This is a genomic window from Paraburkholderia aspalathi (assembly GCF_900116445.1).
Taxonomy (GTDB): domain Bacteria; phylum Pseudomonadota; class Gammaproteobacteria; order Burkholderiales; family Burkholderiaceae; genus Paraburkholderia; species Paraburkholderia aspalathi.
Map to the genome: position 1 here is coordinate 40,000 of NZ_FPBH01000014.1, position 17,086 is coordinate 57,085.

The 17,086-nt window shown below is 58.9% G+C and carries 17 protein-coding genes and 2 pseudogenes; 13 read left to right on the forward strand and 6 right to left on the reverse strand.

Going from position 1 to position 17,086, the window contains the following annotated elements:
* Positions 1-177 precede the first annotated feature (177 nt).
* From BM438_RS21350 to BM438_RS21360, 3 genes are all read left to right on the forward strand, one after another.
* Positions 178-834: a helix-turn-helix domain-containing protein gene (locus BM438_RS21350; protein ID WP_093637301.1), complete on the forward strand. Its 657-nt coding sequence runs from the start codon at positions 178-180 to the stop codon at positions 832-834.
* 131 nt (positions 835-965) lie between these two features.
* Complete coding sequence (locus tag BM438_RS21355; protein ID WP_093637304.1) at positions 966-2,279, forward strand: SUMF1/EgtB/PvdO family nonheme iron enzyme; 1,314 nt, start codon at positions 966-968, stop codon at positions 2,277-2,279.
* Positions 2,280-2,663: 384 nt separating this feature from the next.
* Positions 2,664-3,833: a porin gene (locus BM438_RS21360; RefSeq protein WP_093637307.1), complete on the forward strand. Its 1,170-nt coding sequence runs from the start codon at positions 2,664-2,666 to the stop codon at positions 3,831-3,833.
* Positions 3,834-5,399: 1,566 nt separating this feature from the next.
* On the opposite strand, the gene BM438_RS21380 is transcribed toward BM438_RS21360, so the two are convergent.
* Positions 5,400-5,903: a nuclear transport factor 2 family protein gene (locus BM438_RS21380; RefSeq protein WP_093637770.1), complete on the reverse strand. Its 504-nt coding sequence runs from the start codon at positions 5,901-5,903 to the stop codon at positions 5,400-5,402.
* Positions 5,904-6,348: 445 nt separating this feature from the next.
* On the opposite strand from BM438_RS21380, the gene BM438_RS21385 reads away from it, so the two are divergent.
* Together BM438_RS21385 and BM438_RS21390 are read left to right on the forward strand one after the other, a co-directional pair.
* The gene (locus tag BM438_RS21385; protein WP_372341822.1) at positions 6,349-6,666 is read left to right on the forward strand and encodes a plastocyanin/azurin family copper-binding protein; all 318 of its coding nucleotides are present in this window, start codon (positions 6,349-6,351) and stop codon (positions 6,664-6,666) included.
* A gap of 156 nt (positions 6,667-6,822) precedes the next feature.
* Positions 6,823-7,125, forward strand: coding sequence for a hypothetical protein (locus tag BM438_RS21390; protein WP_093637773.1), 303 nt, complete (start codon positions 6,823-6,825; stop codon positions 7,123-7,125).
* Between the two features lie 67 nt (positions 7,126-7,192).
* Here the strand turns inward: BM438_RS21390 and BM438_RS47195 are convergent.
* Positions 7,193-7,309, reverse strand: a pseudogene (locus BM438_RS47195) (porin); the annotation flags it as partial.
* A gap of 440 nt (positions 7,310-7,749) precedes the next feature.
* On the opposite strand from BM438_RS47195, the gene BM438_RS21395 reads away from it, so the two are divergent.
* The gene (locus BM438_RS21395; RefSeq protein WP_093637321.1) at positions 7,750-8,070 is read left to right on the forward strand and encodes a DUF4148 domain-containing protein; all 321 of its coding nucleotides are present in this window, start codon (positions 7,750-7,752) and stop codon (positions 8,068-8,070) included.
* 235 nt (positions 8,071-8,305) lie between these two features.
* Here BM438_RS21395 and BM438_RS21400 read toward each other — a convergent pair whose 3' ends face one another.
* Complete coding sequence (locus tag BM438_RS21400) at positions 8,306-8,815, reverse strand: DUF1269 domain-containing protein (RefSeq protein WP_093637324.1); 510 nt, start codon at positions 8,813-8,815, stop codon at positions 8,306-8,308.
* A gap of 469 nt (positions 8,816-9,284) precedes the next feature.
* Here BM438_RS21400 and BM438_RS21405 point away from each other — a divergent pair, with 469 nt between their 5' ends.
* Both BM438_RS21405 and BM438_RS21410 read left to right on the forward strand, forming a co-directional pair.
* Positions 9,285-9,611, forward strand: coding sequence for a DUF4148 domain-containing protein (locus BM438_RS21405; protein ID WP_093637327.1), 327 nt, complete (start codon positions 9,285-9,287; stop codon positions 9,609-9,611).
* Positions 9,612-9,678: 67 nt separating this feature from the next.
* A complete protein-coding gene (locus tag BM438_RS21410) occupies positions 9,679-10,059 on the forward strand; it encodes a DUF4148 domain-containing protein (protein ID WP_093637331.1) in 381 nt (126 codons plus the stop codon).
* Between the two features lie 895 nt (positions 10,060-10,954).
* Here BM438_RS21410 and BM438_RS21420 read toward each other — a convergent pair.
* Positions 10,955-11,164, reverse strand: coding sequence for a hypothetical protein (locus BM438_RS21420; protein ID WP_093637336.1), 210 nt, complete (start codon positions 11,162-11,164; stop codon positions 10,955-10,957).
* A 634-nt stretch (positions 11,165-11,798) separates the two neighbouring features.
* Here BM438_RS21420 and BM438_RS21430 point away from each other — a divergent pair.
* Positions 11,799-12,107 (forward strand): hypothetical protein, encoded by a 309-nt coding sequence (locus tag BM438_RS21430; protein ID WP_093637340.1) that lies wholly within the window; start codon positions 11,799-11,801, stop codon positions 12,105-12,107.
* A gap of 54 nt (positions 12,108-12,161) precedes the next feature.
* A complete protein-coding gene (locus BM438_RS21435) occupies positions 12,162-13,013 on the forward strand; it encodes a transposase (protein ID WP_244179416.1) in 852 nt (283 codons plus the stop codon).
* Positions 13,014-13,087: 74 nt separating this feature from the next.
* Here BM438_RS21435 and BM438_RS21440 read toward each other — a convergent pair whose 3' ends face one another.
* A complete protein-coding gene (locus tag BM438_RS21440) occupies positions 13,088-14,050 on the reverse strand; it encodes a substrate-binding domain-containing protein (RefSeq protein WP_093637344.1) in 963 nt (320 codons plus the stop codon).
* Between the two features lie 34 nt (positions 14,051-14,084).
* A complete protein-coding gene (locus BM438_RS21445) occupies positions 14,085-15,455 on the reverse strand; it encodes a leucine-rich repeat-containing protein kinase family protein (protein ID WP_143131734.1) in 1,371 nt (456 codons plus the stop codon).
* Between the two features lie 214 nt (positions 15,456-15,669).
* On the opposite strand from BM438_RS21445, the gene BM438_RS21450 reads away from it, so the two are divergent.
* From BM438_RS21450 to BM438_RS47020, 3 genes and pseudogenes are all read left to right on the forward strand, one after another.
* Positions 15,670-16,308 (forward strand): methylated-DNA--[protein]-cysteine S-methyltransferase, encoded by a 639-nt coding sequence (locus tag BM438_RS21450; protein ID WP_093637348.1) that lies wholly within the window; start codon positions 15,670-15,672, stop codon positions 16,306-16,308.
* Positions 16,309-16,468: 160 nt separating this feature from the next.
* On the forward strand, positions 16,469-16,795 hold the full coding sequence (locus BM438_RS21455) for an ArsR/SmtB family transcription factor (RefSeq protein ID WP_093637351.1): 327 nt from the start codon (positions 16,469-16,471) through the stop codon (positions 16,793-16,795).
* A gap of 131 nt (positions 16,796-16,926) precedes the next feature.
* Positions 16,927-17,067: pseudogene (locus tag BM438_RS47020) on the forward strand (arsenical-resistance protein); the annotation flags it as partial.
* Positions 17,068-17,086: the final 19 nt, after the last annotated feature.

The window sequence follows — 17,086 nt, forward strand, 5'->3', positions numbered from 1 at the left end:
GGGACAATCAGTTGTTACTCTGACAAATGGCTGCCGAACATGCTTACTCCTACCGCTGTGACTCGCTCCGCTGGCGCCGCCGATTCCACTCCGAAGTCGTCGCCGGCGCGTAGTAGCCGTCGTGCCGCGCCAGTGAGAGCAACGGCGCGCACCGCCGCTCGTTGTTCGAGTTGCTCGATGCGAGCGCTCTGCATGCCGCAAGGCCTGTCGTCCAACGAACTAACGAAACTCGAAGCGCTCATCTGCAGCGCGCGCTCGGTGCAGCGCGGCGAAGCGCTGTACCGCAGCGGCGACCGCTTCGACAATATTTACGCCGTGCGTTCCGGCTCCATGAAAACCGTCATGGCCCACCGTGACGGCCGCGAACAGGTCACAGGCTTGCGCCTCGCCGGCGAAGCGCTCGGCCTCGACGGTATCAGCGAAGACGTGCACGCATGCAGCGCCGTCGCGCTTGAAGACAGCACCGTATGTATCGTTCCCTACCCCGCCCTCAAGTCCCTGTGCCGTGAAATCAGTTCGATGCAGGACCGCCTGCACAAACTGCTGGGCGAACAGATAGTCCGCGAAGCCGGGCAGATGATGGTGCTCGGTTCCCTTTCAGCGGACGAACGCGTGGCGGCGTTTCTGCTCGACGTGTCGGAGCGCAACGCGCAACGCGGTTATTCGTCGGCGGAATTCAATTTGCGCATGACACGCGAGGACATGGGCAGCTACCTCGGTATGACGCTCGAAACCGTGAGCCGCACCCTGTCAAGATTTCAAAAGCGCGGCCTGATCGACACACAGGGCAAACACATCCGGATCGTCGATCTGGAGGGCTTGCAGAAGGTGTAAACCGTACGCGGAGGACCTGGCCCGCGCCGCCACGTCCCCGCCCACCTGCTTTTTAGCGCGCATTCGTCTTGGCATGGCTCCTGCGAGCGGGTACAGTCTTTAGTCCGTCCCCCGCAAGGAGACCTGGCGAAATGAATCGCGACCCCGCCCCGCACCACCCGCTCGTCCAGCGTCTGATCGACGCGCGTCAGATTACCGACGCATTGTTTTCTATCGTCAAACCCGAATTTCTGTACGAACGGCCGATCCGTGAGCGTCACCGGATCGTGTTTTACGTCGGCCATCTGGAAGCTTTCGATCGTAATCTTTTCGATCAGCGCCTGTGCGATCTGCCGGCATTCGACCCGCACCTCGACCAGCTCTTCGCTTTCGGCATCGATCCCGTCGACGGCGGCTTTCCCACCGATCAACCCAGCGACTGGCCGTCGCTTGACGCCGTGCGCGCCTACGGATTGCGCGCCCGCGAGCAGATCGACCGCGAACTCGACGCGCTGAGCGACTCCGCCCGCGTCGGCCGCAAGGGCGATCATGCTGACGCGTCCGAGCAGTTGCTGAACGTCGCGATCGAGCATCGGCTGATGCACGCTGAAACGCTCGCGTACATGCTGCATCAGTTGCCGCTTGCGCAGAAGGTCGCCGGGTTGAAGGAGCCGGCGCTCACGCTTCCTGAACCGCGGCAGGCGTTGTCGTCTATGGTCAGCGTGCCGGCTGGTGCAACGGTGCTCGGCATGTCGCGCGAGAGCGGCCAATTCGGTTGGGACAACGAGTTCGGCGAAAAGCGTGTCGACGTGCCCGCGTTCGAGATCGACCGTCATATGGTGACGAACGGCGCGTTCCGGGAGTTTATCGAGGCGGGTGGTTATCGCGAACCGAAGTGGTGGACGGACAAGGATCGGGCCTGGAAAGAAGCCGAACATATCGAGCATCCGGCCTGCTGGTCGCAGCAAACCGGGAGCGATCAGAACGGCGCGTGGATGCTGCGCACAATGTTCGACGACGTGCCGCTGCCGCTCGACTGGCCCGCGTACGTGAGCCACGCCGAAGCCAGCGCCTACGCGCGCTGGGCCGGCAAGACGCTACCCAGTGAAGCGCAATGGCAACGCGCGGCACATGGCGCACCGCATGCCGCTTCGGGAAATTTCGATTTTCGTAGCTGGGATCCGCAGCCGGTCGACGCATATCCAGACAACGTCAGCGCGTTCGGCGTGGAAGGTCAATTCGGCAACGGCTGGGAGTGGACCTCAACGGTGTTCGACGCACTGCCGGGCTTCGAAGCGTTTCCGTTTTATCCGGGCTACTCCGCCAACTTTTTCGACGGGCAGCACTACGTGATCAAAGGCGGTTCGGCACGCACCGCGCAATGCATGTTGCGGCCGGCTTTCCGGAACTGGTTTCAACCGCATTACCAATATGTGTATGCGGGGTTTCGGTGTGTGAAGGCGTGACGAATAAAGCATAAGTTGATGCCCGAAATCACTTATCGCTTGAATCCAAAAAGATCAGTACGCCGCAAGGGCTCGCATTCTTCAGACGGTTGCTGAGCGCCCAGGCTGCAATGCCTGGGCGGAACGCTATCTTCTGGGCATCGGCTGTCTACGGATACGGTAAACGGCAAGCATGCTTTCTGCTTTCGCGGACGGAATTCGGCCAGATTCAGGGACATTTCGACAAATTCCTCTATGACCACGACTCTGTTTTTCATTAATTGAAAGGATGGTTAATTGTCAGGTGTCGCATATCGGACACGATCCGTATTTCAACTTTTTACATTACTGTTTTGCGAGATTAGTCTCCCTGCATGAGGATTGACGTCCAACGCAGGAGATGAGATGAAACGCACCACCTTTTCGATGATTTCGCTGGCTGCGCTCGCGTCCGCCGGCGCCGCGCATGCGCAAAGCAGCGTGACCTTGTACGGCGCGATCGACACGTCGCTGACCTACGTGCACAACGCACAGGGCAACAAGAATCTCTGGGCTCTCGGTAACAGTAGTGCAGGCAATCTGTCGGGTACGCGTTGGGGCCTCAAGGGAACGGAAGATCTCGGCGCCGGCCTGAAGGCCATCTTCCAGCTCGAAAACGGTTTCGATCCGAGCACCGGCAAACTGGGGCAAGGCAGCCGGCTATTCGGGCGGCAGGCCTACGTCGGTTTGACAAGCGATTCGCTGGGTTCCGTGACGCTCGGCCGCCAGTACGATCCGCTGATCGATCTCGTACAGGGCATCACCGAGGACAACTATTTCGGCAGCGCATTCGCGACCGCGGGCGACGTCGACAACTACGACAACAGCTTCCGCGTGAACAACGCGGTCAAGTACACGTCGCCGGTCTGGTCGGGTCTGCAGTTTGAAGCGATGTACTCGTTCGGCGGCATCGCGGGCAGCACCGGCTCGGAGCAATCGTATTCGGCGGCGGCCGCCTATAACAATGGCCCGATCGCCCTCGCCGCCGGTTACTTCTATGCAGCAAACAGTCCAGCGTCGGCGGGCCCACGCAGTCCGACAGCAGGTTGGAATAGCACGTCGGACGGAACGTTCGATGGCCCGATCAACAGTGGATACCAGACCGCGCACTCGCTCGGGATTGCCCGCGTCGCGGGCCAATATACGCTCGGGCAGTTCACGCTCGGGGCCGCCTACAGCAACTCGCAGTACCGCCGCGACAGCGCCTCGGTGTTCGCTTCGAACGAAAAATACAACACGGGTCAGGGATTCGTGAACTATCAAGCCACCAAGGCCCTTCTGGTCGGCCTGGGCTACAGCTATACAAAATCGAGCGGCGATACCTCCGCGACGTATCACCAGGTCTCGCTCGGCGCTGACTATTCCCTTTCGAAGCGCACCGATGTGTATGTGACGGCCGCCTATCAGCATGCGAGCGGCGAAACCGGCAATGGCACAGGCGGCACGATGGCGGCGCAAGCCTCAATCGGCTCGTACGGATACGCAGGCACCAGCACGCAGGAAATGGTCAACCTCGGCCTGCGTCATAAGTTCTAGAAAACCCAGCACTTGCTACCACCGCGGCGATCGGCGGCTACGACCCATGCGCGGTCGCCGATTGCGGCTCAAACCAATTTGTACTTCAATCCGCTCTCATGCGAAGACGACGGAGTAGTTCCGCGCCAGCTGGCGTTACCCGAAATCTGCCATCGTCGAAAGCCGTAGGCACAATTTCGACGAGCCTCGCTTCTTGAAGAGCGATTGCATCTGGATCCCCAGGTGCGACCTGGTTGGGCGCATCGAGCAGTAGAAACAGAATCGCGATCTCATGGTGACTCAGCAGCGATTTCATCATCGACCTCAGGCATACACGAGTACTGGACAGGGCGCGCATCGGCGCGATGAACAACTTGGGTTTCGAATGACTTACATGTTGCAGCGAATCCGACGTGGCTCCCGTCAGAACGCGATTCATCGGCTTTACGGAGCCCGTCTAACTACGTATATGAAGTTTGGTTTGGCATTAGCGGGCCGCGATCGATACTGATGTGTTCAGGCACTTCACTTTGCGGAATCATGTCGCCGGAATTCGGAATTAAATGGCGGTGGACCGGACCGTCTGCTCGATCGCTGGCATGCTCTCCCAGCCTATACCGACGTCGCTCGAAATTTATTCCAGCCTCGAACTGAAGAAAATGGATGCGAATATCGCCGCTCTGGCGATGGTCCTACGGATAGATCTAGTCGGCGTACCCACGGCAGGCACGGCCCCCACGTTGTAAAGGCTTTGCCCTGCTGCGACGGTGCATGGCGGCACGGTCAGAGATTTCCTGGTTGCTCAGGAAAGCGGTGGTTTCCGTTTTTATTTGATGCTCCTTTTACCCGTATGGCGCTCCTCTACGCTGCAAGCCGACGACCCGTCATTGCCGGCCGTGCAATCGCGGGCGGAAATACACACCAGCAGCCGTCATCGTGCCGAAAGAAGAAAATCGCATGCGAACCGCTTGGGGCCAACGCCTCGACGCGCACATAGCGTCTCCTCTCGCAACCAGTACGGCCGAATTGAATTACGCGGAGCCGCGTCGTCGGTGTCGGCGTAAGCCATTTTTCTACTAGGAACCGCAGGGACTTCTCGGCGATGTTCATGTTCGCCTCCTTCCATTTCTGCCGCAGCTCACGACGATCAGCTGTCGGTAGCGGAACCCTGCGACCTGTCGATCGTGCTGCGTACACTTAGCTAACCACGCCAGCGTCCGCTTTATTCCCGAGCCTCGAACGTGGCGGCATGCCGCGATTTCCAGCGCGCCTGTGCAATTTGCCCGAGTTTTTGCGAGCTTTCTTGATCAGAGCCGAACCGGTCCAGATGCGGCTTCCTGTTGTGCGGACGGTCGAATGGCGGGAATGAAGGTGCGTCGTTTCAAGTGCAACAATGAGCTCAAGGGGAACCGAAGTGCGATCAATTGAGCCAATGCGACCGGTTCGATGATTGGTGTGGCTTTCGGCCACCGAGAGGGTGCATCTTTAGTTCGATTGACAACGGTATTCGACAGCCTCGACTAAACCGCGGCGCGCTGTCTGGTGCGAGGAGAGGCCCGCGGCAGACAGCGTGTTTCGCCGGATCGACTAGAACATCGTGTTGTCGTTGGCCGATTGCTCGGGCACGGGTTGAATCACATCCCAGTGCTCGGCGATCTTGCCGCGCTCGACGCGGAAGATATCCACGATGGCGTTGCCGCGGTCTTGCGGGTTGCTGGTCGAGTGAACATGCAGAAAGACGAGATCGCCGTCGGTCGCACTGCGCACGATGGCCGAACGGGCATCGGGGGCATGCTTGAAGTATTCGGTAAAGAAGCTGATGAACGGCGCGGACCCGGTGGGCACATGCGGATTGTGCTGAATGTAATTCGGTGCGAGCACGGCGCTAGCAGTCGTGAGATCGTGCCTGTTGAACACCGCATCGTAGAAGTTCACGACTAGCGCGCGGTTGCGCTCCTCCTGGGCAATATCGCGAGCGGCCGGATGAGCCGGCGCGACGCTATCTTCGGCGCGGGCCACATGGCTTGCGATCAGCACAAAGAAAGCAGCGGTGGCTGCCACGCGCTGGAGCAAGGAGGTTCTGTTTGGCATGACGGTCCCCTTCTTTTCGTTGAAAGCCGGCGGCTGCAAGGACTTTAGCATCCGCAGGTGGCGGCTTGTAGCCAATTGACATCCGGCTACGGTCTCCCGACACCGGGAAGCCCGCAGACATTCTGCGACTTCGCAAGCCTGGCGAGCTCAGGCAGTGGGAATAAATCTCCAATCGGGCAGGTACTCCCTGCTGAAGGCGCCGGTTTCTTCCTAGGCGATCCGGCCGTTCAGCTTGCTGATTCGCTTGCGAGGATCTCATGTCGTCACAGCACCCATCCAATCCGTCACGTCGCAGGGTCTTGAGGTGCATGACCTATGGCGGACTTGGAACGCTGTTCACGCTTTCCGGCGGCGAAAGCTCGGAAGGTCACGATTCAGCAACTGCAGACGCTTCGAGGAGATCATCGTGAAAAATCATTCGTTACCGAAATCCGTATTTGCGGTCGTGTTCTGCCTGGTAGCGTCTGGAGCTACAGTCACGGCGTCCGCACAAAGCGCGAGCGACTCTCTCGTGACGATAAAGAATTTGATGTTCTCGCCCTCGTCCGCCACGATCAAGGCCGGAACGACCATCACGTGGATGAATCTCGACGCGGAGCCGCACACGATAGTCCACGACGTAGGCGCCTTTGACATGGGCCTCTTTCATTCGTACGACCTCGATCAAGACGACACGTTTTCGTACAAGTTCGACAAGCCCGGGATCTACAAGGTCTATTGTGGGGACCACCCTGACATGAAGGAAACGATCACGGTTCAGTGACTCGAACTATTGCGGTCTGAGCCGAGTAGGACTTATGGCTGCGGGATGCACGTCCCTGCCCCAAGCCGGCAAAACGGGCCGGTCTCACGTTTTCGACACCTTAAGGAGTTTGATATGAACAGCGTTTTCGACAGAGCGAGCGCACCGCAAGCACTGATGGCATTGAGAGGACTCCTGCTAGCGGTATCGTGTATCGCCGCGGGCAGCGTCGCGGCGCAAGGTCTCAGCCCATATGACGATATCAACTCGCCTGAAAACAGCACCCGGTTGATGCCGCAGGCTGCACGCGGGAGCGAGTATCCCACCCACGGTGATCGGCAGGCCGGAGAGCTGAATCTGAATCCGACGGATCCGCGCGCGCAACTCGCCAATGGTTTGCCGAACAATGCACAGTCTGGTGGATATGGATCGCCACTAGCCGGCGTGAGGACCTATGTCGTGCCGCCGCCGAAGAATTGATGGCCGAGACGAGTCGGCCTGGTGCAGGATGGCGAGTGCCGCCGCCGGTCTTGCCGGCCACCGGCACATTGCTGACGGCCTCGAATCCTTCATCGATCAGCCCGTACAACGTCACGCTGCTTTGCGCATGAACGAAACCTGCCAGCGGGCACAACGTTGCCAATGCCAGAAGTTGCTTCTTCATTGAGTGATCCCCAGATTGCCTGCAAGTAACCCGCAAGAAATTGGCGCATCCGCACCATGAATGTCCGTGTTCCAACCATGCGCGACCTGCTCGACGTCAACCGACCTCCCGGTCGTTCGCCCGTGGCTCCATCCGGCTTGGCGACGAGGCCGGATGACAGCGTCCTCCAGGTCGGCCGCACGTTTATTCCCATCTAGCTCGAAATTATTTGGCGTGTTGCAGGGTGCCCGCGTTCTTTTTCACAAACCCGGGAATATCCGTCGGCCAACTGCGGTTAACTCAATGCACATCTCGCAATTTTCGCCAGATACTAAGGAATCTGAAATGAACAGATTCATCTTGTCAGGTCGAGCCAACCCTGAGTCGCTGTCATTCATCTGATTCTCGGCTCGGCCTCTCTATCCTGCGAACCAGCACCTTGAAACACCAGGAGTATCGTCATGAAATCAATCTCACAACGTCGGTTATTCGACCAGTCGCTGCGCAACCTGGCGGTCGCCGGCGCGATTCTGATGTCGACTTCAGCTGGCGCGTTTGCGCAAACCATGCCTGACCCGCCGACACATCGAGTCACGCGCGCAGAGGTCATGCATGAACTCTACGAACTGGAGGCGGCGGGTTACAACCCGTCCCAGGGCGACGACGGTTCATATCCCGCAGATCTTCAGGCTGCGCAAGAGAAGGTTGCCGCCAAACATCGAGCGGAACAAAACGCACTGATGAGCGCCGGCCAGAATGGGCAGGTGAAGCCGGCGCCTTGAGGTACAGACGGTCGCCAGTATTCCGCGTACATCGTTGCTCGCGTACGCGACGTGATGCACGGTAGTCAGGTGTTGCCGCGGGCGATGGTTGTGCAACGCAAAACGCAGCGTTCGGGGCGAGGGCATCACCTCGCCGCGCCGCCCCTCACGACAACGAGCTTTCTGTCGTTCATATTGATCCGCACATCATGGCGGACTGCGTCATTGCGATGGAACCAGATGGCATTACGCAGCGTCACGGAAACGCCGGAATCGTCGGGTCCGTTCCCTTGATGTCGGCCTCGGCGTGACGCAGTTTGATCGCCTCCTCGATTTCTTCGACGCGATCTTTCGCGACGTCGACCATCATCAGCAGTTCGCCTTTTTCTATAGCCTGTTCAAAGCGCTTGAGCCGCGTATTCGGCACATCGACGCCAATCATCGTCGCCGTCCATGCACCAAAGCCGGCGCCACAAAGCGTGATCGCCACGACCGCGCCGCCTGCAATCGTCAGGCCGGCCGGCGGGAACGCCAGTGCGACCAGTGAGGCCAGCGTCCCCGTGAGGCCGCCCATCGCCACCCCTCTCGCGAGGGCGGGCAACAGATCGCTGCGTTGCGCCAGGGTTGCTTCTGGCAAATCCTCGAGCGGCACATTGTGATTGGCGATCACGTGGATATGTCGCCACTCGACCCGCAATAACAGAAGTTCGTTGATAGTCATCTGTGCACTATGCACATTCGGCAATAGCAAATAGATACGTCTCATGTCCTTCTCCCGAGCGGTCGTTCACCGGTCCCGAAGCATCGGGAGGGTGTCTTGTCTATACCGCAACTCGAGTGAGGTTATTCCCGAAGGACAGGTGTGTTGGCAACCGACCGGGAATAGCACGCTGCACCGCGGGTTGGTGCTGACGCTTGCGCTCCTGATGATTGCGCATATCGCAGCCGCGTTGAAACACAAGTTCGTCGACCGCGACGGCGTTGCTGGGCGCATGGGAATCTGATCTACAGGAACTTCGCGGGAGGCGCCTCCTCCCAGCATCCTTCGAGATTTCCGTCAACGTAGGCTTGCCAGGCGACGCGGTCGCCAATGCATCATGTTTTACCTGCACCCTTGGCAACTTTGGGAATAAGCGGCGCCCGCTCCCGGTATACCGTAGTGTAAGCGAGCTTCATGATGCAGAACCGGCAACTTCCCGTTATTTATATTGGAGTCCAAAGTGAATAAGCGAACGATGATTTTCTCTCTAATGCTCGCTGCTGCAGCGAGCATTGCGATCAATGCGCAGGCTCAAGAAAAGACCCGGGCGCAGGTGCGGCAGGAGTTGATCGAAGCCGAACGCAACGGGCTGAATTTTGTAAGTGACACGTCGTACCCGGACGTTGCGCCGATCTTTGAACAGCAGGCCGCGCAGCTCAAGCAGCAAAACAGCGACAGTGGGATGGGTGTCGCAACGACAGGCACGAGCGATGCCGGCCACATCAAACGGAATACACCTTCTTCAGATCCGTCAGCCTGCGTTGGGCCTGTCAGCTTCTGCACTATTTATTCCGGCTCTTGAGCCACACATCAACGTGCTTCACCAGTTCCCCGGCAAACCGGGGTCTTTGTTGGAAGGAGTCGCAATCATGAAAAAGCTCACCCTGTTGGCACTGACGCTCAGTGCGGTCGTCATCTCCACATCGACTTTTGCGCAGTCCGCGTCCGTCCCGCTCACCAGAGCGCAGGTACGCGCCGACCTCATCAAACTCGAACAGGCTGGATACAATCCGTCGACCAGCGATGACGCGACCTATCCTGCCGATATCCAGGCTGCGGAGGCGAAGGTAGCCGCCCAGGACGCTGAACAGCAAGCCGCCACGCCCCAGCAGCAAGAAAGCGACAGTGGCATGGGCGCCGAAATGAAAGGCACGACCGATTCTGGCCACAAAAAACAGGATATGCATCCCTCAAATCCGTCGACCTGCATCGGACCTGCCAGTTTCTGCGATATTTTTTTCGGCTCTTGAGACACACGCCACCGTGCTACGCCAGAAGTGGTTTCATAAACGCCCCGTGTTAACTTCTCGTGTGCCGTGTTAGCTTTGCCTGGCATGGCACGACGAGAAAAACTTGCAGGAGAGCAAGGAGGCACCGGGCTGCATTGGCGGACACTTTCGTCGCCGACACGCTTAAATGACGGCCGTCCAGGCGTTTGGCCGGCGCAGGTATCATTCAATAGAATTTGGTCATCGGACGCGGTGTAGCTGGCGGAAAAACATTCCACGTACCGTCGATGTGCCGGAAGAACAAGAAGGAAACCCGTCGCTCCTGACGCGACACCTCGACGCGCACGAAGCGCGTGCCGCCGATTGCCATTCGACTGAAGTCGCTCACTCGGGCAGGTGCGGCCGGCGTTGGCCTAAGCCATTTCTCCACCACAGAACGAAGGGATTGCTGCGCGAATCTCACACGCTCTGGTGCGGAATTCACTGTAATTGGACTCATTTGGCTTGCCTCCATACCGACACATAGTCCCCTTCCCCCTGGTACGCGAAATTGCCCGGAAACACTACGCCGAACTCGCGTACAGCAGGCCAAGATTCGAAGATCGGACTTTCGCCAACAATCGACCCTGATCTTTTTCGATTCACCCAATTTCGATGATGATTATTATGTTTTCCGATTGTACAATTTAGACTAGTATAATATTTACCATTCGTAAAGCATAGCGAAATCAGGACTATCCCTATGTGGCGGCGCCTGGCGAACACGAGAATCATCAGAACTTTATCGTGAGCTGTGGGGGCCGCACGGCCACGGCCAGCCAGTCAAGCGGCAGAAAATGGGGACCTGAACAGGGGCGTTTAACCTCGACTGCGGCACGCAAGTAACGCCCTGACGTCGAATATTGATGTACCGAAGTCAGTGCGCGACGCCGAAAAATGCTTCCGCACCTTCGGCCGGCGTGAGTCCCACTCTGAAATAGCCCTCAAGCCGTTCAGCCATGACGTCGTTCATGATGAACGGCGGACAGAGGAAGCCGACTGAAACGGCATGGTCGTACCACGCCAGCATCCATGCGCGCAGACCTGCTTCGTCCAGCGAAAATTCATTCGACAGATCTTCAGCCATGCACTGCCTCCTTCGCCATTGTCTCGCCGTTCTGCGGCAATACGGCGGTGCTCATCGCAGGACGAGCGTCTCTGGGCGGAAACACGTGCCAGATTCCGTCGCTGTGCCGAAAGAAAAACAGCGCAAGCGAACCGCCCGGCCGTTGCACTTCGACGCACACACGACGAGTCCGGCCAGATCGTGACCGATGTATCGACAGCACGCGGACCGACTGGCGGCATTCCGTGCCAAGCAGTTTTCCAACGATCCCACGCAACGATTTTTCAGCCACGATGTCTACACTCCGTGATGCAAGTGAAGTCATCGTAAGGCGCTGGAAGCGGCGGTTCCGTCGGGAGCACCGGATAGTTCATTAAGGAACGGCTGATTCGAATGTCAGGATTCTCCTAATCAAACCACTGCGCCGATTAATACAGCTTCGTTTTTTCGCCGACGAGGCGGTATCTGATCGCATCACGGTCAGTTCAGACTACCGGTGCGCCGAATCGACAGGGAAAATACAGGCAACGTATAGGGATTTCCTGACACGAAGTTCAGCATTGACCGGCCCTTCTTTCTTGATGTCCTGACAGCGCTGCGATAACTATCCACATAGGATGAAGACTCGTCAATCGTCCTGTTGCTGAGCGTGGCCATGGTTCCGTATCTGTCTGAACGCGAAAACGCGGTTGAGCATATCAACGCGAAGTGCATCCATCTGTTCGATCTGTGGTGCGAAAGCCGAAGCGTCGCGCCGCTAACGTACCTGTTAAAAGGCTGGCCACTGACAAACAGCGATCCCGAGGCCATCCGGCGCCTTGGCAACGCGCTGCGCGATCTCAGGCGACACCATCTGCATGACGCCAACGACGCGTCATTTCAGGAACTCTGCGAGTTATCGGATTGCGTCGAAGACCTGCTTGTTCTGTCGGCCATGACAACGTGGGCGATGAGCAGCGGGTAGCGTGAACGGGAGATATCGAACCCGCGTAACGCGACTGGTATGAGGGGAAATAGCGTGCAGTTTAACGAAATCAGTGACGAAGAGTGGCTTCTGCTGGCGCCCGTTCTGTCGGATGACGTCATCGTTCATGGGCAACGCGGCCGGCCTCGCGCGCAAGTTCGTCTGGTGGCGAATGCCGTGCTGTGGGTACTGGTGACTGGCGAACCCTGGTCCAGGTTGCCGAACACCTATCCGTCGGTGCCGACGTGCCGGTCACGCTTCGAAAAGTGGCGTGGGACCGGCGCCCTTGCGGAAATGCACGGGCTTCTTTCGAGCCGCGGCCGTACATTCCGCTGCGGTCCGGATGGCCGGTTGGAACCGCAGCATGTCCAGCCCCGCTCCGTCGACCGTCAATCCAAGGACGAGGGACTACGCAAGGTGTTCTGGACAAGTCAGGCGTCGTGGCAAACGCCGCATGGCGTACGCCAGGCACCCCATAGCGTGGATACGTTCACCCAAGTCGCCCAGCAGCTTCAGGATTCTTCGCCTGTTGCGCCTGTTGCGCCTGATCGCGTCGAATCCCGCAGCTCGATGAACGCCCCTCAATCCATCCACCGGCCTGCCTCGCCATGGATGGGCCTCGCCTCACAAGGCAAGCGCCAATCCGACCCGCGTGGCTACGTCATCTACGTTGCGGCCGATCGGGTGGCGAACGCCCGGTTTCGTGGATGGGCCGAGATCGTGCGGAACGCGCAGCGCATCGCCCGTTCCGGACTTATCGGTCCGAGTTTCACGAGCTTCGAGGCTGCGCAGCAGTACGCGCTCGAATGGGCCCGACGGTGGATCGACGAGGAAAGCGACGTCGAAAGAGATGATGTCAACGCCGAGAAGTGCGATTCGTGGCAACAGAAAGTCCGATCCGGGTGAACAACGCATCGGCGGCGTGCCCGTAAGATTCGCAGCACAGGCACTATTGGGCGGTAGGCAATAGATTTTCTACCTCAGTGACTTGCAGCAGTCACCAGTTGCAGCGGCGTTTCAATGGCGCGCGACAATTCGCTCTGTTTTCTGTGCTCAGTGACTGCCTTCAACGCCACGTCGACGCCGAACACAGCTTGCCGGTCGGCAAACTGGTTCATCGTCGCGAGGACGCGGCCGTCGAGGAGCAGCGGTTTGATCGCCTCGCTATCGTTATACCCGGTGACGTAGACGCCGCCGGTTCTCCCTGCATCACGAATGGCATCCACCGCCCCCATCGCCATATTGTCGTTGCCGCACATCAACGCACGGATCTGCGGATAGTCTCCTAGCATCTTCGACGCAACGTCCCGTCCTTTCCCATAGTCCCAGTCGCCGGCTTGTATCGCGACGATCTTCATGCCGGCCGCGTTCATTGCGTCCTTGCTGCCGGCCGTGCGTTGCTGCGCATTGCGGTCGGCGGAAATGCCTTCGATGATCCCGACCCGATCGCCCGCCTTGAGCCGCTCCGCAAGATAATCGCCAACCTGCTTCGCGCCGTTTCGATTGTTCGGACCGACGAAGGGCACGGAGATGTGGGCGGCATCCTGCGACGCGTCATCGAGCGGGTTATCGATGGTAACCGTGATGATGCCGGCCTTGATCCCCCGCGCCACGATCGCTGTCAGCGCCTTCGAGTCAGTCGGCGCGATGACGATCGCGTTCATCCTCGCTTTGATCAATTCGTCGACCATCCGGATCTGCGCGGCAGTGTCGTGCTCTGTTGCCGTGCCGCGAATGGTCAAGCCGAACTGCGACGCGAAGTGCTTCTGATAATTCTGCGCAGCGTTCGCCATAGCTACCGTGAACGGATCGGTCATCGACTTCAACACGAGGGCGATCTTCAGCTTGCCACCCTGCATGGCATCGACACGAACCGCACCTGTCAGGCCTGCCGCAGCAAGCGTGCCGGCAACCAGCACGCGGCGGCGCATCCTCTGCGTCATTGATTTTCTCTCCTTGGACCACACGGACGACGGATCAAACCGCAGCGAACGCTGCAGTGTCCCGATCTCCGGTGCCCGTTAGCTGCCGCAAAACGGCAGTGATTTCGTCGAACAACGGCCGGCTGTCGATCTCCTCGCTCAAGCAATTCTCTTTCAACGCTACCAGCTTCGCTGCAATGTCCGCTTCCACAGCCACCAAGTCGCATCGGTCGATCAATTCCTCCAGCAGGCAACCATACGCCCTGACTTCCAGGCGCTGCAGCGCGAAGCGGAAGTCGCGATCATCAGTCGCGTAGAAAGACGCCGCGCCAAAATCGCCCAGCAGCGCGCGACCTTGGCCACCGTGCAGAATGTTGTGCGCGTACAGATCGCCATGCATCACACCTTGCCGATGCAGATGACACGCTGCCGACGCCATGCCGTATGCAAGGCGTAACACCGATGCAAACTCGAAGCGCGTGTCAGCATCGTAGACATCACGCGTGCATGACTCGAGGCTCGGCGGTCCGGCGAGGTTCGTGAATTGTGGGTCGATCAGTTCCATCACCAGGCCATGCGTGCCCGCCGGATGGCCCTTCACCTTGCCCACCACCGGGATCAGATTCGGATGATCGCCGGCACGAATGCAGGCCGCCATCTCGCAGTCCGGCAATCCATCGCTCGTCACCGCGCCCTTGAACAACTTGACGGCCACAGGCCTACTCGCATGTTCGTGACGAGCAAGAAGCGCCGCGCGATAAATGACACCGGAGGCGCCCTCGCCTAACTGCTGTTCGAGTTTCAACTCATCCCATCGAATATCGGCACTCGGCGTATCGGTGAGTGCCGCTGTCTCCAGCGCTTCGCTAAACGGATTGCCGGCGAAAGCCAGCCAGGAAAGCCGCGGCAAGCGCAACAACCATGCAGGCAGTTCGCTGAGTTGATTCGCCGCGAGACGCAGCAGTTCGAGACGCGAGCAGGCCGCCAATTCTTCGGGCAGCGTGCGCAACCGGTTACCTGCAAGCATCAACTTCTGAAGTTGCGTGCAGGTGCCGATTTCCGCAGGCAGTGTGTCGATCTCGTTGTCGGTGAGGATCAGCCAGCGCAGCAGCGGCGGCAGCGATTGACCTGAGACCTTGCGAATGCGGTTTGCCTTGAAGCCGACCATGCTCAGTTGCGAGCACTGCCCGAGGACTTCCGGCAATTCGGTGAAGGGGTTGTCAGACGCAAAAATGATGCGCAGCTTGCTTAACCGCGGCAAATCATCGGGCAGCCTCGTAAGTGCATTGCCCGATAGATCGAGAATTTCCAGCGTATCGGCCAGATCGAAAATCTCGCGTGGAAATTCGCTCAGCCCGCACGCCAGTTTAAGTCGGCGAGTACCCGCCAGTTGTCCGGCCCGCAGTTGTTCGAGGGTGCTTGTCACAGTCGTAGAGAAGAGTTCCGGTTGCCGGTGAGCGATGTGCCGAGGGTATCAATTCTACTGAGTCGTGGGCCGCGCGCGGAATTGGATAGCAAGATCCGGCGTGACCTCGGCGAGGACGAGGGTTAAGCTGTCAGGTATCGGAGCCATGGCAGAGCGAAGTTCGCAGCCTCGCATCAAGCCATCTCAGTCTCCAGCCAGTCAGGAATCCAGCAAAGTGACATACGCATACAAGTCAATGAATTCGCCCGTCGGCGAACTGAAGCTCGTGGCAAACGGCAACCGGCTCGCCGCCATTCTGTGGGAAAACGACAAGCCGAACCGGGTGCGCCTGCCGGAAATGGCCGAGGCGAATGACCGCGCGATCCTGATCGAAACCGAGCGGCAATTGAATGAATATTTCGCGGGGACGAGAGACCGGTTCGACCTCGAACTCGACTTCCAGGGAACGGACTTTCAGAAGAAAGTTTGGGCGGCGCTCCTGACGATCCCGTTCGGCGAGACGCGCAGCTACTCGGACATCGCGACGCAAATCGGAAACATCAACGCGGTGCGCGCCGTGGGCGCGGCGAACGGCAAAAATCCGATCTCGATCGTGGCGCCGTGTCATCGCGTGATCGGCGCGTCCGGCGATCTGACCGGTTTTGCCGGCGGACTCGTGAACAAGATGTTTCTTCTGTCGCTGGAAGCCGGGCAGACTTCGCTGGAAGCGGCTGCGGATTTGAATGACGCTGCGGCTACTGCAACGGCTGCGACTTCAAGCGCAGCTCCGGGAACGGGCGTCAAGGAAGCGGCTGTGAAACCAGCACGCCCGGCGCCAAGCCGTGGGACCCAGCACTCGTTGTTCGGCAACTGAGCGGATTGGATGCAACGGTCGTGGCACTACGAGTGCGGCGTTCAACGCCGCCTGACGCACCACTTCACCAATGCAACAGGTTTTGCTCGCACATACACTCATCGGCCACATCATTTCAACAATACTTGAAATGTGAAAACGATCAGCGTATCGTTCGACCATGGACTCGAACCTTGTTGTACGCGCCCTTGGCGCGCTCGCTCATGAATCGCGGCTGGCGATCTTCCGTTTGCTGGTCGTCGCGGGGCCGGATGGCATGGCCGCCGGTGAAATCGCGCAGCAGCTCGGACTGTCCCCATCAAGTCTCTCCTTCCACCTCAAAGACCTGTCGCATGCCGAGTTGGTGAAACCCCGGCAGGACGGGCGCTTCATCATCTATTCAGCGAATTTCGACGCGATGACGGGCCTGATCGGTTTCCTGACCGAAAACTGCTGCGCCGGCGCACCGTGCGCCGCGAGCGACCTCCCCGGCTGCTGCGAAAAATGAGCACCACCAGCACAGTGGCGCGCGGCGCACGGCCGGCGATTGGATTCTTCGAGCGTTACCTGACCGTCTGGGTGACGCTGTGCATCGTAGTCGGCATCCTGGTCGGGCAACTGCTTCCGCAACTCTTCCAGGCGATCGGCCTGTTTGGATTTCATTCGGGTGCAGCGCTTGCCACGGTGGTCAGCGTGCTGATCGAAGTGCCGGTGATGCTGTTAGTAGTCGGCGTCGTCAATCGTTCGCAGCATTGGTACGAGGCAAAAACACAGCGTTAAAGGACAATGAGGACAACGT

Excerpts from the sequence above, each read along its gene's own strand:
- BM438_RS21455 (WP_093637351.1), top strand. The coding sequence starts at position 16,469 with ATGGACTCGAACCTTGTTGTACGCGCCCTTGGCGCGCTCGCTCATGAA.
- BM438_RS21430 (WP_093637340.1), top strand. The coding sequence starts at position 11,799 with ATGGTTCCGTATCTGTCTGAACGCGAAAACGCGGTTGAGCATATCAAC.
- BM438_RS21410 (WP_093637331.1), top strand. The coding sequence starts at position 9,679 with ATGAAAAAGCTCACCCTGTTGGCACTGACGCTCAGTGCGGTCGTCATC.
- BM438_RS21405 (WP_093637327.1), top strand. The coding sequence starts at position 9,285 with ATGATTTTCTCTCTAATGCTCGCTGCTGCAGCGAGCATTGCGATCAAT.
- BM438_RS21400 (WP_093637324.1), bottom strand. The coding sequence starts at position 8,815 with ATGAGACGTATCTATTTGCTATTGCCGAATGTGCATAGTGCACAGATG.
- BM438_RS21440 (WP_093637344.1), bottom strand. The coding sequence starts at position 14,050 with ATGACGCAGAGGATGCGCCGCCGCGTGCTGGTTGCCGGCACGCTTGCT.
- BM438_RS21355 (WP_093637304.1), top strand. The coding sequence starts at position 966 with ATGAATCGCGACCCCGCCCCGCACCACCCGCTCGTCCAGCGTCTGATC.
- BM438_RS21390 (WP_093637773.1), top strand. The coding sequence starts at position 6,823 with ATGGCATTGAGAGGACTCCTGCTAGCGGTATCGTGTATCGCCGCGGGC.
- BM438_RS21420 (WP_093637336.1), bottom strand. The coding sequence starts at position 11,164 with ATGGCTGAAGATCTGTCGAATGAATTTTCGCTGGACGAAGCAGGTCTG.
- BM438_RS21395 (WP_093637321.1), top strand. The coding sequence starts at position 7,750 with ATGAAATCAATCTCACAACGTCGGTTATTCGACCAGTCGCTGCGCAAC.
- BM438_RS21360 (WP_093637307.1), top strand. The coding sequence starts at position 2,664 with ATGAAACGCACCACCTTTTCGATGATTTCGCTGGCTGCGCTCGCGTCC.
- BM438_RS21350 (WP_093637301.1), top strand. The coding sequence starts at position 178 with ATGCGAGCGCTCTGCATGCCGCAAGGCCTGTCGTCCAACGAACTAACG.
- BM438_RS21380 (WP_093637770.1), bottom strand. The coding sequence starts at position 5,903 with ATGCCAAACAGAACCTCCTTGCTCCAGCGCGTGGCAGCCACCGCTGCT.